Source organism: uncultured Roseibium sp., assembly GCF_947496995.1.
In the GTDB taxonomy this organism is placed as follows: domain Bacteria; phylum Pseudomonadota; class Alphaproteobacteria; order Rhizobiales; family Stappiaceae; genus Roseibium.
The window spans coordinates 286,635-305,543 of the sequence record NZ_CANMFD010000001.1; the positions used below are offsets into that span (position 1 = coordinate 286,635).

The following is an 18,909-nucleotide window of genomic DNA, read 5'->3' on the forward strand; positions in this document are numbered from 1 at the left end:
TTCTCATGCGGTTTCTCGTTTCCTGCGCAGTCGCGGCCGTTCTGACGGCAAGCCCCGTTTTTGCGGCCGACCGTCTTCTCACCGACGATACCGGCCGGGAGATAACTATCCCGGACACTCCGGAACGGATCGTTGTCATGCACGAACCCCTGCTCGGCGTTCCGCTGATGGACCTTGGTCTGGAGCTTGCCGGCAGCTACGGCCGCGCGGACGACGGCGGCTTCGTGATCGCGGTGGATTTCATCGACACCGTGCTCGGCGAGGGCAAGGCCAAACCGAAGGGGTTCGGGCCGGTCGGCCAGCCGGACCTGGAAAAGTTGCGGGCGCTGGAGCCCGACCTGATCCTGGCGAGCGAACTCGATGCAGGAAAGGTCGATCAGCTCTCGACCGTCGCTCCCGTTTATCTGCAGAATATCAGCGGCGACAAGGTGCACGGCTTTGACATTCAGGAGAACCTTGCGGCGCTGCTCGGCCGGGAGGATCTGTTTGAAGCTCGCAAGGCTGGCTATATGGAGCGTGTCGCCGAGTTGCGCGCCGCCCTGCCGGGAGATGCGGCCGGCCAGACCTATCTGCCGGTCTTCCTGACGGATCAGATCAACGTTGTCGGCGATTCTTCCGGCATGGTGCAGGCGCTGGAGGATCTTGGTTACACTCGGCTCGAGGTCGCCGAGGCGAGCACCACCTCGGCGAGCGGTGGCTCCATGATGCTGATGCCGCTCAGCGCCGAGGTGTTCGGCAGCTTGAACCCGGATATCCTTGTCCTGTTGAACAGCTATATGGACAGCAGCCGCGACGAGGCGGGCACGCGTGAAAAGCTCGACAGGATCGTCCCCGGCTGGGACCGTTTTATGAAACCCGCCCTGGAAAATCGCATTCTCTTTGTCGATCCCGCAACGGTCATCACGCCGACGGTGGCGAGTGCGGAACACATGCTGGACGCCATCGAGCACTGGAGCGGGCAGGCACAGTAGCCGCCAGCTCACCGGACGTTAGAACGCCGCGCAAACAGACCACTTGAACCGGGTCGCCGAGGTTCGAGTGGTCCTGTGTGTCTTACGCGGACTTGCCCGAACCACACCCCAAAACGAAGGATGCCAACAGGCATTGAACAGACATTGTAAAAACATGAGTTTTTGATACAAGTTTAATTGCTCCTGATGGGTGCGCCTGCTAATAATTGCAACTGCCATTGATCCGTTTCGAGCGATCCCGTGCGCCGCAAAGATGAACTGTCGGAAGTTCTCGCGGCCTCAGGGCTCTCGATGACGCGCAACTAGCCCCAAAATGAGTATCAGGAGACTGCAATGACCGGAGGTTTCGACCGCCTGTTGACGGAAAGCGAGCTTGAGCACTTCGACGAGATGCTCAAATCCCAGGAAGATCACAACCAGGGTGCCGGGGCAGCTGTCGGGACTTCGGACAATTGGTCTCTTGCAGATCCGCTCGGTGTTACGCAGCATCAGGAGCGGATCTGGCTGGCCCAGCAACAGGACCCTGCGCTGACATTGCGCCATGCGCTGGCCTACAGGCTGGGCGGCATTCCGGAGATCGCACGCCTCACGCGGGCCGTGGACAATGTGGTCGAAGCCTTGCCGGAGCTTTCGATGCGCTACCGCTTCAGCGATGACGGCGAGCTGGTGAAACATCAGTCCGGTGAGCGCGGCGATACTCTGGAAATCGTCAATGTCGACAGCCGGCAGGAAGCCATTGCCTTGATCATGGCACGTCAACAGGCTCCCTGGGTGTCGCAGTCCGAACCACCCTTCAAGGTTCTGGTGATTTTCTGCCTCGACGAGGTGATCTTGAGTCTTCTCATGCATCGCATTGTCGAGGAAATCTGCACGCCGGAAGATGTCTTGAAAAATCTTGCCCGTGCCTATGACCGCAAGCCCTTCCTCCCGCCGGCTACGACCCACGCGGAGGAACTTGATCTGGCGTCTCGCGATGTTGCCCCGGTCGTCTGGCTGCGCCGGGAGGAGCCGGGTGTGGCGATTGCCGAATTCGGCGCATCCTCCCAGCTCCCCGTGGCGAGCGGACGGTATGCACACCGTTATGGCACCGTGATCGAAACCGGGACCTTGCCGCTTCCCTCAGACCTTGCCTCTGACATTTCGGGCGCGCTCGCGTTTTTCGGAACCCGCTTTGCCAGGTTGCTCTGCAGGTTGGGCGGCCATGAGCGGATCGAAGTCAGCTTTCCGGCAAAGCCGGAAGACCGGCTGGGGGACCATTCCGTGGCGTTCGCCTCCGGGGAAAGTCTCAAGGTTCTGGTCTCTCGTGAGGCTGCGTTGCAGGAAGATGAAGCCCGGGTGATCTCGATCCTGTCCCACGCGACCGAAAACATGCAGGCAAATGAAGGGGACCCGGAGGGCGACCTGCCGAAGGTGTCGGTCAAATGGTTGACCGACCCGCATCTCTTTTTCGAGGCGCAGACCGTCACTCTGGAGCGCGTGCCGCTTCCGACCTTTGAACCGCGCCCGGACTTTGAACTTGCCATCGGCCGGGATGCGGAAGGCCGCATAATCCTGGAACTGGTCACCGGCCAGAAGATCAGCCCGCATGCGGGCAACCTGATGCTGGATCTGTTTACACAGCAATTGAATGCAGAGAACGGAAAAGACGCTGAGGGGGAGCGACAGGTCAACCTTCCGGCGTCCATCGTCGGTGGCACGCCCCTTGCAGACCGTGCCGGAACTCCCGAAGAAGAGCAACGCGCTGATACTGCCGCTATCCAGGCAGCCATTCTGCTGGAGTTCCGCGAAGCGCTCGCCGCGCCCGACCTGAAGGCCGACGACGACTTCTTCGATTTCGGCGGCCATTCCCTGGTCGCAACCCGGATCATCGGCAGGCTTCTGCACAATCATGGCATCGAGCTCCGCTTCAACGATCTGTTCGGCAATCCGACGGCCGCCGCGCTTGCCCGCCACGCCAGACGTGTCGAAAGCGCCAAAGAGCCGGTCGGCAACGGGCCTGGCGAGATCTCCACCGGCAACACCGACGCTGCGACCGCGCCGTTGGCCCTGGCGCAGATGTCCTTGTGGAAGATCTATTCGGCCCTCGGCTACAACGAGATTTTCAACCTGCCTTTCGCCCTGGATTTTCTCGACACCGTCGACGAAACGGTTTTCGGTGAGGCGTTTCTGGATCTCATGAAGCGCCATGCCGGCCTCAGAACCCGGTTCTTCGAAGATGAAGAGGGGGAGGTGCTGCAGAAGGTCGTTCCCGTTTCGGAACTGGAGAACCACAAGTGGTTCTGGACAAGCGACGAGAGCACGGAGACCGACCGGCGCACCGAAGCCGGCTATTGCTTCGACCTGTCGAAGGAGCTGCCGGTCAGGTTGCGGTTCCTCAAGGATCCCGATACGGGCCGGCAGGTGCTGTCATTCCTGTTCCAGCACCTTGCGCTCGACGAATGGTCGGTCAACTTGTTGATGGACGAACTCGTTGAGGCCTATGCAGCCAGGGCGGCCGGCTCCGAGCCGGTCTGGTCCGGGCAGCCGGCACCTTTCCACGACTTTGCGCGCAAGCAGGTTCAGGCGGGTGTCAACACCAGGCATCTCGCCTACTGGACCGACATGCTCGCCGATGCGCCCAGAGAGCTGGTCCTGTTTACCGAAGGCCCCGCACCGGCGGAGCAGCCGGACGGCGAAGGCGTTGCCGGCGGCTGGGTCGAGATGCGGCTGGAGAAGGAGATTTCCGAAGGCCTTTACGCAATCGCCCGGGAAAACAGCGCTTCCTTGTTCAACGTCGTCTACGCCGCAATTTCCGCAGCCCTGCAAAGGCTCGGCAACCTGACAGACCTGGTGATCGGCACCTCAGCGTCAGGCCGGACGGATCCGGACTATTTCGACACGATCGGATATTTCACCACGGTGGTAGCCCATCGTGTGCGGTTCGCAGGCGAACCGACGGTCGGAACCCTGATCGGCAACGTCAAGGACATGATCAACGGATCGATGCCCTATACCGACATTCCCATCGACCTTGTGGAATCGGCGCTCGGCATGACATCCGAACGGGATCATCTTTTCGACGTGTTCATTCAGATCCACGCCCAGAACAAGCTGAACGGCAATCTGCCGAAGCCCGATGGCGGCCGGATCGCGTTCCGACAGGTCGATCCCGACAAGCACGAATCCCACCTGGGGCTGCAGTTCGAGGTGATGGAGGAGGTGATCGACGACGACAGGGCTATCCGGGTGTTGATGAGCTACCAGTCAAGGCGTTACAGCCCGCAACAGGTGGATGCAATCCAGGCGGCGGTCATGGATACGTTCAGCCGGTTCTCGCAGCCCGGCGTGTCCGCAAGACCGCTGAGTGAGTTGAAGCAGGCTTGAACCGGTCTACCGGAGCATCGCGGGTTCAGTTGAACGCGCGCGATGCTCCGCAAGGACAAAGCGGCTACATCGGGAAATGCTGCGCCACCGCTCGAAGGTGTGTGGCAGAAGGGGTTTCTTCGACAAGGTCACCAACCGGGCGGCCGAGCATCTCTGGCTGAAGGCTTCGCGACAGAAACGACGGTAGATCTCTTCCATGCCGTTCGAATTCCTTCCTGCCTGTCAGGTCCGGATCCGCATCCAGGCTGAGGACAAGTTCCCTGCCATCGCCTTCTCCCCGGAATGTGAGATTGAAACCGTCGGCCGGTCCGCTGCCGAGAATATGCCGCTGTGCCCGGCAGCCGTTGAAGACCGGCGAATTGAACGGCAGCACGTTAATCAGCGGTGAGAAGAAATACCGGCTTCCTTCCGAAAGTCCCTGATCCTTCGAAATCTGCTCGATCCTGAACCGGCTGTGCCGCCTCTGTTGCCTCAGCTCCTTGGCGGACCGTTTGAGAAAATCCGCCAAAGGTTCGGACCTGTTCACCTGCATGCGGAACGGCAGGATGTTGACCAGAAGGGCCGGCATATGCGCCCCCACGCTGCCCCAGCGGCTCATGAACGGCAGCCAAAGGGTCAGTGAATCCGAAGACCGTTCTTGTGTCTCGGGCGCCGTTGCGAACAGGTAAAGACCGGACATCAGCGTGAGCAGATCGGGCCAGCCGAGGTCGACTGCTGCCGCGGCGGCCTGAAGTTTTGCGCTGAATTCGGACGGCAAGGGTATCCTGCTATGGAAACCGGGCTCGCCGTAGTCCTCGTCTCCCCGCTCCAGCACTTCGATACCTTCGGCCTTGCCGAAATAATCCGCCCAGTAGGCCCGGTCGGTTCGCCACTGGGCACTGTCCTGATACCGGTTTTCTTCGTCCAGAAAACTCGCGAGGGAGTGAAACGGAAGGCCGGCGTCACCCGTCCCGCAAAAATGATTGTAGAGCTGGGCGCAGCGCCGCTCGATCAGGGCAAGGCCATAGCCGTCGACAATGATATGATGAGCGCGGATGTACCAGAAATAGCGCGCATCGCCGATCCGGTAGAGCGCATGGGCCGACAGCTTGTCGCTCCTGAGGTCGAGTTTTGCATTCAGGTCCTGTTCCATCAGCTCGATTGCGGCGGTCGGCGGACCATCCTCGCCTCTCAAATCGATGACCTGCAGCTCCGGCACGAGATCCGGATCGCAGATCTGCATCGGCGCTTCGCCTTGTTTTTCGGTGCGGAATCTCGCGGACAGGATTTCGGCTTCCCTGATGGTTTGGTCTATCGCGCGTTTCAGCGCGGCTTCATCCACGTCTCCTTCGATTTCAACATAATGTGCCACCGTTGAAACGGGCTGGTCGGGCTGGAAAGTGAATTCCTCCCAGAAATCGAGTTGCGGCAGGGTCAGCGGCATCCAGTCGCCGTCGGGGTTGATGTCCGGCATGAACAATCCTCCTTGAAATCAGTGCGGATACGGACAGCGCCTGTCCGTCCTTCTTGAACACTCAGCGTCTCGTCGCGGCCCGGCTCAAAGTGTGGCCACAAGCTTTTGCACCTGGTCGGCGTTGCGGCATTGCAGAAGCTGTCTGGGGAGAATCTCGACACCGAATTCCGCGTTTATCCGGGTCGAGATCGATTTGAGATGCGACGGCAGAAGACCTATCGACAGGAAGTCGGTGGAACCGTCCACGGGGCCGCATTGCCTGTTGCCGACAACGCCCAGATAGATATCGAGGACACGGCGGCTTTCCGGCTCCGATTGTGGTTGCTGCTGCGATGGCCGCCTGGCGGCCGGGGTCTCGGCAAAGAAGCTCCGCGCCTTTCGTCGGTCCGGCTTGCCGTTGGCTGAGAGCGGAATGCTGTCCACCCTCAGGAGCCGCGAAGGAACATGCGATTCCTGCAGATGCTGCCGTGCAAAGTTGCGCAGGTCCGCATCCGTAAGGCTGCTCCCGGCCACCGGTTCGTAGAGCGCCCCCAGTTCGGTCTCGCCGCTTCGCTCATTGCCCAGATCCGTCAGCAGGATCCGCGAGATCTCAGGATGTTTCACCAGTTCGTTCTCGACGTCAGGGATCGAAATCCGGACGCCGCGCACCTTGATGTAGCCCTGGACACGGCTGTCGAACAGAATGATGCCGTCGCGGCCGTACTTGCCCCGATCTCCCGACCGGAAAGCGCGAACACTCCGGCCGTGTTGATCCTCTATGGTGACGAAGTCATGCTGATGCAGCACGCCGTCCTCCAGGTATCCGAGTGCTGTGCTCACGCCACTGGAATGGATACGGCCGACCACGCCGGGCGGGCAGTGTTCACCGTGTTCGTTGAGGATGAAGTAGCTGTTGGCCGGCAGGGGGCGGCCATAGGGGATGTTGCCGGTATCCTCCGGGCCGATCCGGTGCCAGATGCTCCAGATTGTGGTTTCGGTCGGTCCACCGATCGAGCTCAGCCGCGTTCCGGGATTGGTTTTGCGCAACTCCGCGATCACCGCAGGCTTCAGATAGTCACCGCCCTGATTGATCAGCCGCAAGGTTTTGAGTTCGTCCCCTTGCCGGCAGGAGAGCAGCATTTCGAAGATCGTCGGTACGGAGGACCAGATGGTCACGCCGTGTTCGGCGACAAGCTGGTTCCAGCGCAAGGCGTCCTTCTCCTCACCCTGAACCGGCTGAACCAGCGTGGCTCCGGCGGTAAGACAGCCGAAGACCTCGTAGACCGACATGTCGTGATAGAGCGGACTGACGGAGATGAAGACGTCGTCGGATGTGATGTTCCATTCCGCATTTGTGCTGCCGACGACGTTGTCCGTAGACCTGTTGGACAGGACGACGCATTTCGGCTTTCCCGTCGTGCCGGAGGTGTAGAGATAATAGGCCGCTTGCGTGCTGGCCGAGAGGTCCTCAAGCGGCTGGGTCAGGGCAAGCGGGTCTTGGGTGGCCTCTGCGCCCAGCACGGTTTCGGCGCTGATGACCTCGTGGCCTTCCACGGGTGTGGACCCGATGACCAGATCCGGCTTGCAGTTGTCATAGAGGTATTTCAGCCGGTCCCGGGGCGCACAGGCATCGACGGGCACCCAGATGATGCCCCTCAGCGCACAGGCCAGGGCCAGCATTGTCTGTTCCGGTGAGCGCAGCAGCGACAGAACGACGATGTTGCCCTTGCCCAGCTTTCGCTCTTCCAGAAAGGTCATGGCCTTGTGCACGCCTTCGCCGAGGTCCGCATAGGAAAGACGGCGGTCGCCATAGATGAGGGCAGGGTTCGCGGGGGGCTGTTTGAACAGGTGGTCCGCGATGCGGCTCAGGTAGCCGCAGGCGACATAGTCCTCTTCCTGCGCATTGAACCGGTAGTGGCCGAAATCCAGAATGTCGCTGCTGGAAAACCGGAACTCTCCGGTCTCGCAGATGGTGGTCACGGCCTTGTCGATTGCCGTCAGCATGTCCCGTATGACGGCCCCGTCGACCGCCTCCACGGCATAATCAAAATCGATCAGAAGCGCGCCGCCGCTGCCGGCAGACAGGCGAATGTCGATCGCGACCTGCGGGGTCTGGGTCAGGCTGTCCTGCATTCGCACGGCATGATCGGCGGAAAGCGTCGGCCACGAAAGGCCGTTGGTAAGGACGACCGGCAAGGCGACGCCGCTGTCCGCACCGCTCCTGTCCAGCAGAAAGCGGTTGATGTCGACCCCGGAAAACGAAAGGTGCTCCAAGCCTTCCAGAACGTCCTTCTGCAGTGTCTGCGCGCGAGCCGGCAGATCGCCCGTTGGAGGCCCGTCCCATGCCACCGCGAAAAAGGTCGATTTGTTCGCGGTGGCGCTACCGGCTTGAGGTGCCGCCGGGATGCCGACATGAAGCGATCCCTCGCTGAGCCAGTGTGACAGGACTTCGAGGATCACTGCGGCCAAGGTCGTGTTCTGGAAAAGACCGTTCTTCGCACCCAGGCGGGAGAATTTCCGGAAACGGTCTCTGTCGATAACCAGTTTCTCCCGGTCATACCGGGATGTCCGGATGCTTTCCAGCGGTCGTTTCCAGGGCAGATGCGGAGCCCCTTCGTAGTCCGAAAGCTTTGTCTTCCAGTAGGCAGCATCCCGCGCGACCATGCTGCGATCCGGTGCCTTCGCGGGCTCGGTGGGGGCACTGGTTTCAGGTCGTGTGTCCTCGAACAGTTCGACCATCAGGGCTGCGATGGAAAATCCGTCCAGGATCAGGGCATCGAAGCGGAAGAACACCGCACAGGTGTCACCGGTCTTTTCGGCCGGGTCGGGCAGCGTGAAGGCAACGGCGCGCCAGGGAGGGCCGGTCAGGTCGAACAGCTGATGAGTGAATTCCTGTTTCAACTCGCTGATCTTGCGGTCGGCCTCCTCCAGGGACAGGCCTGACAGATCGATGCTGACGAAATCGACGGACGGGGTTTGCAGGACATGTCTTGAATAGGTCTTGCGGTCGATAACGGTGCGCAGGCTCTCGTGCCGTTCCGCCAGCAATGTCAGTCGCCGCTCCAGAAGCGACAGGTCGAAACGGCCGCGATATTCGCGGAATTCCTGCATGGCCACGCCGCCAAGCGGTACATATTCGCTCCTGCCCAGGAGATAGGCGCGCTGCAGGGACGTCAGGTCGGTTTCCATGGTGTCTCCGGTGGGGTTATTCGGCGGGTTGGGCGTCCAGAGAGGCCCGTTTGCGTGCGTTGACAGCTTCCAGATAGGCGCGGCCAACTTTCTCGGACGCGCCGCCGGATCGCGCCTTGAGGAGGCCCGCAATCGAACCGGCTGTGCTTGCCGGGCCCATGTCGTCGAGGCTCAAGGCGGCAGCCGGGATGTAGCGGTTGATGAACGCGATGAAGCTCGACAGGTCATCCTCCGACAGGCCGAGGTCGCGGATTTTTCCGGTCGCGTGTGTGGCCATGCCGGGCGCCAGCCGTCCCAGCAATTCCTTCAACATGCCTTCGGTCGGGCTTTTGTGATTTTCGGCAGCATACGCCGGCGTCCGGCTGGAAAACGCCGGCCGCTCAAGTGCCGTGGGATCGGCGGCAATCTCCCTGACCAGCGCCACGTAGCTGTCGAAGGCGGCCTTGATCCAGGTTTCGGGAAGGGCGTCGTAGCGGATGTCCCAGTTTATGAGGATACCGCCGTCCATGTGCGCGACCTGGGCATCAAGAGCGACCTGGGGCCCCTGGGATACTGCCCAGGTCATCGGCCCGAAGACACGGGTTACCCGCTGCGAAAACAGATCGCCTCCCGGCAGATCGAGACCTGAGGTGAACACGATCGGAGCTGTCTGCAGGGATCGCCGTGTCCGCGACAGATCCCGCATCACGTTCACGCCCGGATAGGCGGAATGCGCCAGCAGATCGACCATCTGTTCCGCCAGGCTTTTGCAAAGCGACCGGAGGCTTTCATCGGGGGGCGGGGCGACCGCAAGAATGAGGATGTTGGAAAAGTCTCCAACCGTCCGCTCGACATCCGGTGTGTAGGGCGCACGCCAGAACATTGGCACGTTGAGGCGAAATCGCTCGTCGCCCGTTGCCTTCGCGATGACCGAGGCAAACAGTCCGAGCATCAGGGCGGACGGTGTGACGCGCAGGTCGCGTGCGGCCAGTTCGAGAGACCGACGCTCCACGGACGTCAGCATCGCTGCCAGCCGGCCGCTTCGAACCTCTCCGGAAGTGGCAATCGCCGGCAATTTCGGTTCCGGGGGCAGGTCAGCCAGACGGCTCTGCCACCAGCCTTTGTCCTCCTGCTGCTTTCGGGCGAGTTCCGCGTCGGAATTTTTTCGCTCAAGCCAGTCGAAAAAGCCCGTTTCGGCCTCTTCGGCATCGATTTCGGGCGTGTTGTAAAACCGCGCGAGGTCTTCCATCAGAAGGCAAAAACTCGGCGGGTCGATGGCCGTCATGTCCATGTCGACATGCAGCCGGCAGGTGCCGCCGGGCAGCAGACTGAGCCCGAAGGCGGAGGTTTGCCCGGCCTCGAGGTCGAGTGTCCGGCAGGTCCATTCCTGCCGCTTGCGTTCCAGGTGCCGCTCGAGCGAACCCGCCTCCAGCTCCCTCAGGTCCTCGACCTCGTAGGAAAGGCTTTCTTCTGCTTTTCCAATATCTTGCCTCCCATCTGGGGTGACGCGCATGCGCATCATGCCATGGGTTTCGTAGAGCTTCGGGATGGCTTCGCCGAGCCTCTGCGGGTCGATCGATCCACAATCGAATTCCACATAAAGATGGGCCGAGACGTTTCCGAGGAAGCCGTTGGCTTGCCGGCCCGTCCAGTAGGCTGCTTGCATGGGTGTGAGATTTTTCATTGCGACTTTTGGTGTTGACAAAACATGAGTCTTATACTCAGGTATTCGGACAGGTCAACCTTTTATACAGGAGATGCTCCATGACAATCGGAGCGCGAGTTATGTGCCATGAAGACATGGCCATCCTGCCTGATACCAAGACAAAATTTCTGTTCACCTCAGGCGAAAATGAGCTGCATGCGGACGGGATTCGCGAGCGAATCACCGTGCCGGTCCGAAACGGAGGAGCGGCTGGAAACTTCTTCAAGAAGGCGGTTGACGAAGCCCTGGAAAGAGCGAAATCGGCCGGACAGGAAAACCCGATCGTGGTCGGCGCCATTCCGTTCGATCTGGGAGAGGTTTCCTGCCTCTATGTGCCGGAAAACCATGCATGGCGGGTTCGTGACGCAGGTGAAAGTCTGCCGGTCAGTCAATTCGGCATGCCGGCCCTGCTCGAGCAGCGAAGCCTTCCTGACGAATCAGGGTTCAAACGCGCGGTGCGGCACGCAATCGTCAATTTCCAGCACAGCGATGTCCGCAAGGCTGTGCTCTCCGTCGTGCGGGAACTGCAGTTTGCAGGGCCGATCGATGTCGATGGACTGCTGCGAAGTCTGCGGGCGCAGAACAAGGACGGCTACCAGTTTCAGGTGCCTCTGCCTGAAGGCGGCGAGCTGATTGGTGTCAGCCCGGAACTGCTGTTGCGCAAAACCGGGAACCGGTTTGTCTCCAATCCGCTTGCCGGCTCCACGAAACGGCTGATTGATCCCGCTGCGGACAAGGATGCCGGTGAGAGGTTGCTGATCTCCGAGAAGGACCGGTACGAGCACAGGCTGGTCGTCGAGGACATCCAGCGCATTCTCGAACCCCACTGTGCCGGGCTCGAGGTGCCGGACCATCCCTCGCTCCTCAGTACGGCAACCCTCTGGCATCTTTCGACCCGGATCGGGGGCGTGCTTGACGACCCGTCGGTGACGGCACTGCAGCTTGCCTGCATGCTCCACCCGACTCCTGCCGTTTGCGGCTATCCGACCGAACTGGCGCACAGGCTCATCCGTTTTGTCGAACCTTTCGAACGCGGACTGTTTACCGGAATGGTCGGCTGGTGCGACGCGCAAGGCAACGGCGAATGGGTGATCACCATCCGCTGCGGCATCGTCGAGCACGAGACAATACGGCTTTTCGCCGGTGCCGGCATCGTCGAGGCATCCCAGCCGGACAGCGAATGGGCCGAGGTCCAGACCAAGCTGGGCACCATGCTCAACGCCTGCGGCATCGCCGCCTGAATTTCTGAATTCTCCAAAAAATCAGGTCTCAACAATGACTATCGACTTTCATCATTGGCCTGCCGAGCTGGCCGGGCGCTACCGGGCGCGTGGCTACTGGATCGACCGGCCGCTAACGCAAATTCTGGAACAGCATCTGGAGGGAAAACCGTTCGCGCCGGCGGTGATCTGCGGCGAGCGGACGTTCAGTTACGAGCAGCTTGACCGCCTGTCCTCCAACCTTGCCGCCAGACTGGCCTCCAAGGGCATCGGGCCGGGCGATACGGCGCTCGTGCAACTGCCGAACGTTGCCGAATTCTACATCGTTTTCTTTGCGCTGCTGAAAGTCGGCGTGGCACCGGTCAACGCGCTTTACAGCCACCGCAAGCACGAGATGACGGCCTACGCACGGCAGATCAGACCGAGGCTTCTGGTGGCGAGCCGTCTGCACGAATTGTTCAGGACCGATGATTTCATCAAGGAGCTGCGCGTCCTGCACGATGATCCCCTGGCGGTGCTTCTGTTGGGAGAGGATGCTCCCGGCTCCAGTCTGTCGCAGTGGCTGCAGAGCGAACCGGACGGTGTGCAACCGGAGTTTGGCCCGACGGACCCCGGCGAGGTGGCCTTTTTCCAGCTTTCCGGCGGCAGCACGGGCACGCCCAAGCTCATCCCGCGGACGCATAACGACTACGACTACAGCGTCCGGGCCAGCGCCGAGATCTGCGGATTGACGCCTGAGACGCGGTATCTGTGTGCGTTACCGGCGGCGCATAACTTTCCTCTCAGTTCTCCAGGCGCGCTTGGCGTTTTCCATGCGGGTGGCTGCGTGGTGCTGGCGCCGAGCCCGGAACCGCTTTCCTGTTTCGCGCTTGTGCGGAAGCACAGCGTGACCATGGCGGGCCTGGTACCGTCGGCCGTGAACCTCTGGCTTCAGGCGGCGCCCGATCACCGCAGCGCCCTTGAAAGCCTGGATCTGCTGCAGGTGGGAGGGGCGCATTTTCCCGAGTCTCATGCCCGGCTTGTCCCTCAGGTGCTGGGGTGCAGGCTGCAGCAGGTCTTCGGCATGGCCGAGGGGCTGGTGAACTACACACGCCTCGACGATCCGGAAGAACGCATCTTCACCACACAGGGACGCCCGATCAGCCCTGATGACGAGATCAAGGTCGTGGACGAGGATGGACAGCCGGTTGCCGATGGTGAAGAAGGCCGGCTCGCGACGCGTGGCCCCTACACCTTCCAGGGCTACTACCGGAGCCCGGACCATAACCGCGAGGTCTTCGACGACGAGGGCTTCTACTATTCCGGCGACCTGGTCTGCCGCACGGAAGGCGGTTACCTGAGCGTGGTCGGGCGGGTGAAGGACCAGATCAACCGGGGCGGGGAGAAGATCGCCGCCGAAGAGGTCGAAAGCCTGCTTCTGCTGCACCCGGATGTGCGCGAGGCGGCCCTGGTGGCGATACACGATCCGACTCTCGGCGAAAAAAGCTGCGCGGTGATCGTCTCCGACAATTCCTGCATCAAGCCGCTGGCACTCCGGCGTCATCTGATGTCGCTCGGCATCGCCGATTACAAGCTGCCCGACCGCTTCAGTTTCGCCGAAGCCATCCCCCTCACTGCCTTCGGCAAGCCCGACAAGAAAAAGCTGCGCGCGGACCTCGCGCAGAAATTCGCTCCCGCACTAACCGCATAAAGGTGTGTCATGACCATTCCGACAATTTCCGATTACCCGATGCCGCAGGATGTTCCCGCGAACAAGACTTCCTGGAAGCCGGATGCCGCGCGGGCCGTTCTGCTGATCCACGACATGCAGAACTATTTTCTGCGTTTCTACGGTGAGGAGGGCGATCTCCGCCGCAAACTGATCGCAAATCTGCAGCGCGTTCGTGCCTGGGCATATGACAACGGCGTTCCGGTGATCTACACGGCCCAGCCGCACAATCAGGCGCCGGAGGACCGGGCGCTCCTCAACGACATGTGGGGTCCCGGACTGACCGTGGCCGATCCGGCCCTGCAGCAGGTGGTCGAAGGTCTGGAGCCGGGCAAGGACGACGTGGTCCTGACCAAGTGGCGCTACAGCGCGTTTCAGCGCTCGGACCTCAAGCAGCGGATGCAGGACCTCGGCCGGGATCAGCTCATCGTCGGCGGCATCTATGCGCATATCGGTTGCCTGATGACCATCGCCGATGCCTTCATGAATGACATTCAGGCCTTCCTGATTGCCGACGCGGTTGCCGATTTCTCCGAAGCCGATCATTGCATGGCCCTCAAATACGTCGCCACCCGCTGCGGTGCGGTTACGGACACCGCCGCTCTGACGGGAGAGGCGGCCGCATCGGATCCGACGCGGGAGTGGCTGCAGGCCCGGGTCCAGGAACTGATCGAGGACGACGCGGACCTCGATCCGGAGGAAAACCTGATTTTCTACGGTCTCGATTCCATCCAGGTGATGAAACTCGCCAGTGAGCTGAAAGAGCGCGGTGTTGTGGTCGGCTTCGACGAGCTCGCCAAGGTTCCGACCCTGAACGGCTGGTGGTCTCTGATCGAAAGCAGACGTCTTGCAGCCTGAGGACAAGGGAGAGCCCGCCATGTGGCAGCGTCAGTTCGGCGGTAAACGTGTGCTGGTGACCGGGGCCGCCAGCGGGATCGGCCGCCGCATCGCCGAGCGCTTTTGCGAGGCCGGTGCGGAGGTCGTCGGACTGGACCGGCAGCCAGGAGAACCGGGCCTGCCGTTCCGGCTCGTTCAGCTCGATGTCACCGATGCGGAGCAGGTGGCCGATGTCTGCAACGCGCTCAAGACCGACATTGATCGCCTGGATATCCTGGTCAATGCGGCGGGCGTTCTGAGAACCGGTGCGGCCGAAGACCTGACGCCGGAAGACTGGCAGGCCTGTTTTGCCGTCAACGCAAGCGGTCCGTTTTATCTGCTCCGGCAGTGGATCCCGGTGTTCAAGGCACAACGCGCGGGCGCCATCGTCAACATCGCGTCGAACGCGGCACATGTGCCGCGCACCGGCATGACCGCCTACTGCGCCTCGAAGGCGGCCATGGCCAGCCTCAGTCACTGTATCGGCCTCGAACTGGCGCCTTATGGCGTCCGTTGCAATGTCGTCTCGCCGGGGTCGACGGATACGCCGATGCTCAGCAACATGGTCGGCGGCAGTGCCGGATATCAGCGGCTGGTTTCGGGCCTGCCCGACCAGTTCAAGCTCGGCATACCCCTCGCCAAGATAGCGACCAGCGACGATATCGCCGAAACGGCCCTGTTCCTTGCTTCCGATCTGGCCGGCCACATCACCCTTCAGGACATCGTGGTGGATGGAGGGGCAACCCTCGGAGCCTAGGGCCCCTGGCCCGCATGAAAAAAGCCCTGTGGAATTCACCCGGGCGCATTCCGGAATTTCAGAAATTCATCAGCCAAAAAGGATTGCGTAAATGTCCGCACCCCAAGCAGTTTCACAAGATCAGTCGGCCGCTATGCCGCCGTTCAAGCTGATGGCGCAGATCACGGCCTATCGCACGTCCCAATGTATCCGGGCCCTGGTCGAACTCGGCATTCCCGCACTTCTGGAGCAGGACGCAAGGTCGGTGGAAGACCTCGCGCAGGCAACCGGGACGCAGCCCGGTCTGCTCGACCGGCTGCTGAACCACCTCGTCAACGAGGAGGTCATCGGCAAGGATGACGAGGGCCGTTACATAGCGCTGCCTGTCACCGTCCACCTGGTGCCCGGACACCCGCGGAGCCTGAGCAACTGGGTCGCCTGTGAACTCGATCCGCTCCTGTGGCGCTCCTGGGAGAACCTCACCGAACAGCTGCGGTCCGGAACAACGGCTTTCGACCTGGCCCACGGGTCTGCTTTTTTCGAATGGCACGCACAGGACAGCGAGGCCCAGAAGCGTTTCGACGACCAGATGAATGGCGCTTCGCGCGGCATAGGCGCCGTTGTCGTCCAGACCCTGCAGTTCGAACCGGGCACGAGGCTGACGGATGTCGGCGGAGGCAACGGCTCGTTCCTGGCCCAGACGCTGGAAAAAAATCCGGGAACCGAGGGCATCCTGTTCGAACTGCCGCGATCTTCCGAAGACTTCGACCCGTTGTTCGAGGAGATGCAGCGGCAGGGCCGGGCAACCGTTACCAACGGATCGTTTTTCGAAAGCGTTCCCGGCGGCGCGGATGTTTACCTGTTCAGCCGTGTCTTTCACGACTTCAACGATGAGGCGGCGACGCTGATCCTGAAGAACACCAGACGCGCCCTCGCCGGAGGCGAGCGCCTGCTGCTGATCGACATGATGGCCAATGATGCGCAGGCCGGAGCACGCGGGTCCTCGCAGGACATCTTCATGCTCACGCAGCTCGGCGGGCGGGAGCGGACGGCAGAAGAATTTTCCGGTCTTCTTGCCAAATCCGGGTTCGAGACGCTATCCGTCACACCAACGGCAAGCCCGGTCAGCATCTTGGAGTTTCGCCCGGCGGTTTGACACCGGGGTGCTGGTCTGTCACGCGACGTCTGGAAACCGGGGCATGCGCTTCTTCGCCTGAAGATGTGGCCGATGGTTCGGCCACATGCAATTTGGACATGGACACATGATCGAGACCCCCTATTACCTGATCGACAAGGCAGGCCTGCTCCGCAATCTGGAGAAGATCGCCTACGTGCGCGAACGCTCGGGCGCCAGGGCGCTTCTGGCGTTGAAGTGCTTTGCAACGTGGTGCGTGTTCGACTTCATGCGCGACTATATGGACGGAACCACCTCGTCTTCTCTGAACGAGGTCCGGCTCGGCCATGAGCGTTTCGGCAAGGAGACACATGCCTATTCGGTCGCCTATGCCGACTATGAGATCGACGAGGTGATTTCCCATGCGGACAAGATCATCTTCAATTCGATCAGCCAGCTGGAGCGGTTCGCCGGAAAGTCCGCGGGCATCGTGCGCGGGCTGCGTCTCAATCCTCAGGTGAGCTCATCCAGCTTCGATCTGGCCGATCCCGCCCGCCCGTTCTCGCGCCTTGGCGAGTGGGATGCGGCGAAGGTGGCCAAGGTCATGGACCGGATCAGCGGCTTCATGATCCACAACAACTGCGAGAATTCCGACTTCGCGCTGTTCGACAGAATGCTCACGGACATAGAGGCGAAATTCGGCGCGCTGCTGGAACAGGCCGAATGGGTCAGCCTCGGCGGAGGCATTCATTTTACCGGCGAGAACTATCCGCTGGACCTGTTCGCTGACCGGCTGAAAGCGTTTTCGGAGAAATATGGCGTCCAGGTTTACCTGGAGCCGGGCGAAGCTGCGATCACCAACTCCACGACGCTGGAGACAACCGTGCTGGACACGCTGTTCAACGGCAAGAACCTCGCGATCGTCGATGCGTCCATCGAAGCGCATATGCTTGATCTTCTGATCTACCGCGAAAGCGCAAAGGTCGCGCCGAACACGGGCGACCACCCCTACATGATTTGCGGCAAGTCCTGCCTTGCCGGCGACATTTTCGGGGAGTTCAGCTTCCCCGAAGACCTCAAGACCGGTGACCGTGTGTCCATTCAGGATGCGGCCGGTTACACGATGGTAAAGAAGAACTGGTTCAACGGCGTGAAAATGCCGGCCATCGCGGTGAAGGAACTGGACGGGTCCATGACGTCCGTCCGCGAATTCACCTACCGGGATTACGAACAAAGTCTGTCCTGAGACCTGAACCCACACCCCCTCAAGTTCCAAGGAAGGTATAGGATCACATGAGAAAAAATGTTCTCATTATCGGCGCCGGAGGTGTCGCACAGGTGGTGGCGCACAAATGCGCACAGAACAACGATGTTCTCGGCGATATTCACATCGCCTCGCGCACCGGGTCCAAGTGCGATGACATCATCAAGTCAGTTCATGAGAAGAACGCGCTGAAACAGCCCGGTGTCCTCGAAGGGCATGAGTTGAACGCCCTCGACATTGACGCCACTGCAGAGCTGATCCGCAAGACCGGGTCCCAGATCGTCATCAATGTGGGCACCGCTTTTCTGAACATGTCGGTGCTCAGCGCCTGCCTCAAGACCGGTGCGGCCTATATCGACACGGCCATTCACGAAGAGCCGGGCAAGATCTGCGAGACTCCGCCCTGGTACGCGAACTATGAATGGAAGCGCGCCGAGGAGTGCGAAAAGGCAGGCGTGACCGCCATTCTCGGAGCCGGGTTCGACCCCGGTGTGGTCAACGCCTATGCGCGTCTTGCCAAGGACGATTATCTCGACAAGGTCACCGAGGTCGACATTGTCGACATCAATGCGGGCAGCCACCAGCAGTATTTCGCCACCAATTTCGATCCGGAGATCAACTTCCGCGAATTCACCGGCACGGTCTACTCCTGGCAGAAGGGAAAATGGCAGGAGAACAGCATGTTCGAGATCGGCAAGGAATATGACCTGCCGGTCGTCGGCAAGAGCAAGGCCTATCTCTGCGGCCATGACGAGGTGCATTCCCTGTCGAAGAACATGGACGGCGCGGATGTGCGCTTCTGGATGGGGTTCGGCGAACACTATATCAACGTCTTCACCGTCCTGAAGAACATCGGCCTGCTGTCGGAAAAGCCGGTCACCACCGCGGAAGGGCTGGAAGTGGTGCCGCTGAAAGTGGTCAAGGCCTGCCTGCCGGATCCGTCGTCGCTGGCGCCCGAATACACTGGCAAGACCTGCATCGGCGACTTCGTCAAGGGCATCAAGGACGGCAAGGAACACGAGGTGTTCATCTACAACGTTGCCGATCACAAGGAAGCTTATGAGGAAGTCGGCAGCCAGGGCATCTCCTATACGGCCGGCGTGCCGCCGGTTGCGGCAGCAATGCTGATCGCCACCGGCGAATGGGACGTGAAGAAGATGGCCAACGTGGAAGAACTGCCGCCGCATCCCTTCCTCGCCATCCTCAACCGGATCGGCCTGCCGACCCGAATCAGGGACGCCGACGGCGACCGGGCGATCGAATTCTGATTTCCTGGTCACCTGTTCCGGCCCAGGCTGAGGGCCCTCAATAAAAAGCGCCTGCATACCCTTGGTATGCAGGCGCTTTTGTGT

General features: G+C 61.0%; 12 protein-coding genes. 9 read left to right on the forward strand and 3 right to left on the reverse strand.

Annotation, left to right across the window (positions count from 1 at the left end; translation table 11 throughout):
* Positions 1–5: 5 nt before the first annotated feature.
* Together Q1B40_RS01355 and Q1B40_RS01360 are read left to right on the forward strand one after the other, a co-directional pair.
* Complete coding sequence (locus Q1B40_RS01355; protein WP_299808881.1) at positions 6–971, forward strand: ABC transporter substrate-binding protein; 966 nt, start codon at positions 6–8, stop codon at positions 969–971.
* Positions 972–1,304: 333 nt separating this feature from the next.
* Positions 1,305–4,334: a condensation domain-containing protein gene (locus tag Q1B40_RS01360; RefSeq protein ID WP_299808883.1), complete on the forward strand. Its 3,030-nt coding sequence runs from the start codon at positions 1,305–1,307 to the stop codon at positions 4,332–4,334.
* Positions 4,335–4,398: 64 nt separating this feature from the next.
* Here Q1B40_RS01360 and Q1B40_RS01365 read toward each other — a convergent pair whose 3' ends face one another.
* The 3 genes from Q1B40_RS01365 to Q1B40_RS01375 all read right to left on the reverse strand — a co-directional run bounded on the left by Q1B40_RS01365 (position 4,399) and on the right by Q1B40_RS01375 (position 10,618).
* Positions 4,399–5,787 carry a condensation domain-containing protein gene (locus Q1B40_RS01365; protein ID WP_299808885.1) on the reverse strand — a complete coding sequence of 463 codons (1,389 nt, stop codon included), beginning with the start codon at positions 5,785–5,787 and terminating at the stop codon, positions 4,399–4,401.
* A gap of 84 nt (positions 5,788–5,871) precedes the next feature.
* On the reverse strand, positions 5,872–8,955 hold the full coding sequence (locus Q1B40_RS01370; protein WP_299808887.1) for an AMP-binding protein: 3,084 nt from the start codon (positions 8,953–8,955) through the stop codon (positions 5,872–5,874).
* Positions 8,956–8,971: 16 nt separating this feature from the next.
* Entirely contained in the window at positions 8,972–10,618 is a 1,647-nt protein-coding gene (locus Q1B40_RS01375; RefSeq protein WP_299808889.1) for a condensation domain-containing protein, read from the reverse strand.
* 101 nt (positions 10,619–10,719) lie between these two features.
* On the opposite strand from Q1B40_RS01375, the gene Q1B40_RS01380 reads away from it, so the two are divergent.
* The 7 genes from Q1B40_RS01380 to Q1B40_RS01410 all read left to right on the forward strand — a co-directional run bounded on the left by Q1B40_RS01380 (position 10,720) and on the right by Q1B40_RS01410 (position 18,825).
* On the forward strand, positions 10,720–11,880 hold the full coding sequence (locus Q1B40_RS01380) for an isochorismate synthase MenF (protein WP_299812475.1): 1,161 nt from the start codon (positions 10,720–10,722) through the stop codon (positions 11,878–11,880).
* 34 nt (positions 11,881–11,914) lie between these two features.
* Positions 11,915–13,549 (forward strand): (2,3-dihydroxybenzoyl)adenylate synthase, encoded by a 1,635-nt coding sequence (locus tag Q1B40_RS01385; protein WP_299808892.1) that lies wholly within the window; start codon positions 11,915–11,917, stop codon positions 13,547–13,549.
* Positions 13,550–13,558: 9 nt separating this feature from the next.
* The gene (locus tag Q1B40_RS01390) at positions 13,559–14,425 is read left to right on the forward strand and encodes an isochorismatase family protein (protein WP_299808895.1); all 867 of its coding nucleotides are present in this window, start codon (positions 13,559–13,561) and stop codon (positions 14,423–14,425) included.
* A 19-nt stretch (positions 14,426–14,444) separates the two neighbouring features.
* The gene (dhbA, locus tag Q1B40_RS01395; protein WP_299808898.1) at positions 14,445–15,200 is read left to right on the forward strand and encodes a 2,3-dihydro-2,3-dihydroxybenzoate dehydrogenase; all 756 of its coding nucleotides are present in this window, start codon (positions 14,445–14,447) and stop codon (positions 15,198–15,200) included.
* A gap of 91 nt (positions 15,201–15,291) precedes the next feature.
* The gene (locus Q1B40_RS01400; RefSeq protein ID WP_299808901.1) at positions 15,292–16,335 is read left to right on the forward strand and encodes a methyltransferase; all 1,044 of its coding nucleotides are present in this window, start codon (positions 15,292–15,294) and stop codon (positions 16,333–16,335) included.
* Positions 16,336–16,441: 106 nt separating this feature from the next.
* Positions 16,442–17,539 (forward strand): carboxynorspermidine decarboxylase, encoded by a 1,098-nt coding sequence (locus Q1B40_RS01405; RefSeq protein ID WP_299808904.1) that lies wholly within the window; start codon positions 16,442–16,444, stop codon positions 17,537–17,539.
* A gap of 47 nt (positions 17,540–17,586) precedes the next feature.
* Positions 17,587–18,825, forward strand: a complete 1,239-nt coding sequence (locus Q1B40_RS01410) for a saccharopine dehydrogenase family protein (protein WP_299808907.1) — start codon at positions 17,587–17,589, stop codon at positions 18,823–18,825.
* The last annotated feature ends 84 nt before the right edge of the window (positions 18,826–18,909 follow it).

Coding starts and splice junctions, on each gene's coding strand:
- Q1B40_RS01390 (WP_299808895.1), top strand. CDS start 13,559: ATGACCATTCCGACAATTTCCGATTACCCGATGCCGCAGGATGTTCCC.
- dhbA (WP_299808898.1), top strand. CDS start 14,445: ATGTGGCAGCGTCAGTTCGGCGGTAAACGTGTGCTGGTGACCGGGGCC.
- Q1B40_RS01380 (WP_299812475.1), top strand. CDS start 10,720: ATGTGCCATGAAGACATGGCCATCCTGCCTGATACCAAGACAAAATTT.
- Q1B40_RS01365 (WP_299808885.1), bottom strand. CDS start 5,787: ATGCCGGACATCAACCCCGACGGCGACTGGATGCCGCTGACCCTGCCG.
- Q1B40_RS01410 (WP_299808907.1), top strand. CDS start 17,587: ATGAGAAAAAATGTTCTCATTATCGGCGCCGGAGGTGTCGCACAGGTG.
- Q1B40_RS01385 (WP_299808892.1), top strand. CDS start 11,915: ATGACTATCGACTTTCATCATTGGCCTGCCGAGCTGGCCGGGCGCTAC.
- Q1B40_RS01400 (WP_299808901.1), top strand. CDS start 15,292: ATGTCCGCACCCCAAGCAGTTTCACAAGATCAGTCGGCCGCTATGCCG.
- Q1B40_RS01355 (WP_299808881.1), top strand. CDS start 6: ATGCGGTTTCTCGTTTCCTGCGCAGTCGCGGCCGTTCTGACGGCAAGC.
- Q1B40_RS01370 (WP_299808887.1), bottom strand. CDS start 8,955: ATGGAAACCGACCTGACGTCCCTGCAGCGCGCCTATCTCCTGGGCAGG.
- Q1B40_RS01360 (WP_299808883.1), top strand. CDS start 1,305: ATGACCGGAGGTTTCGACCGCCTGTTGACGGAAAGCGAGCTTGAGCAC.
- Q1B40_RS01375 (WP_299808889.1), bottom strand. CDS start 10,618: ATGAAAAATCTCACACCCATGCAAGCAGCCTACTGGACGGGCCGGCAA.
- Q1B40_RS01405 (WP_299808904.1), top strand. CDS start 16,442: ATGATCGAGACCCCCTATTACCTGATCGACAAGGCAGGCCTGCTCCGC.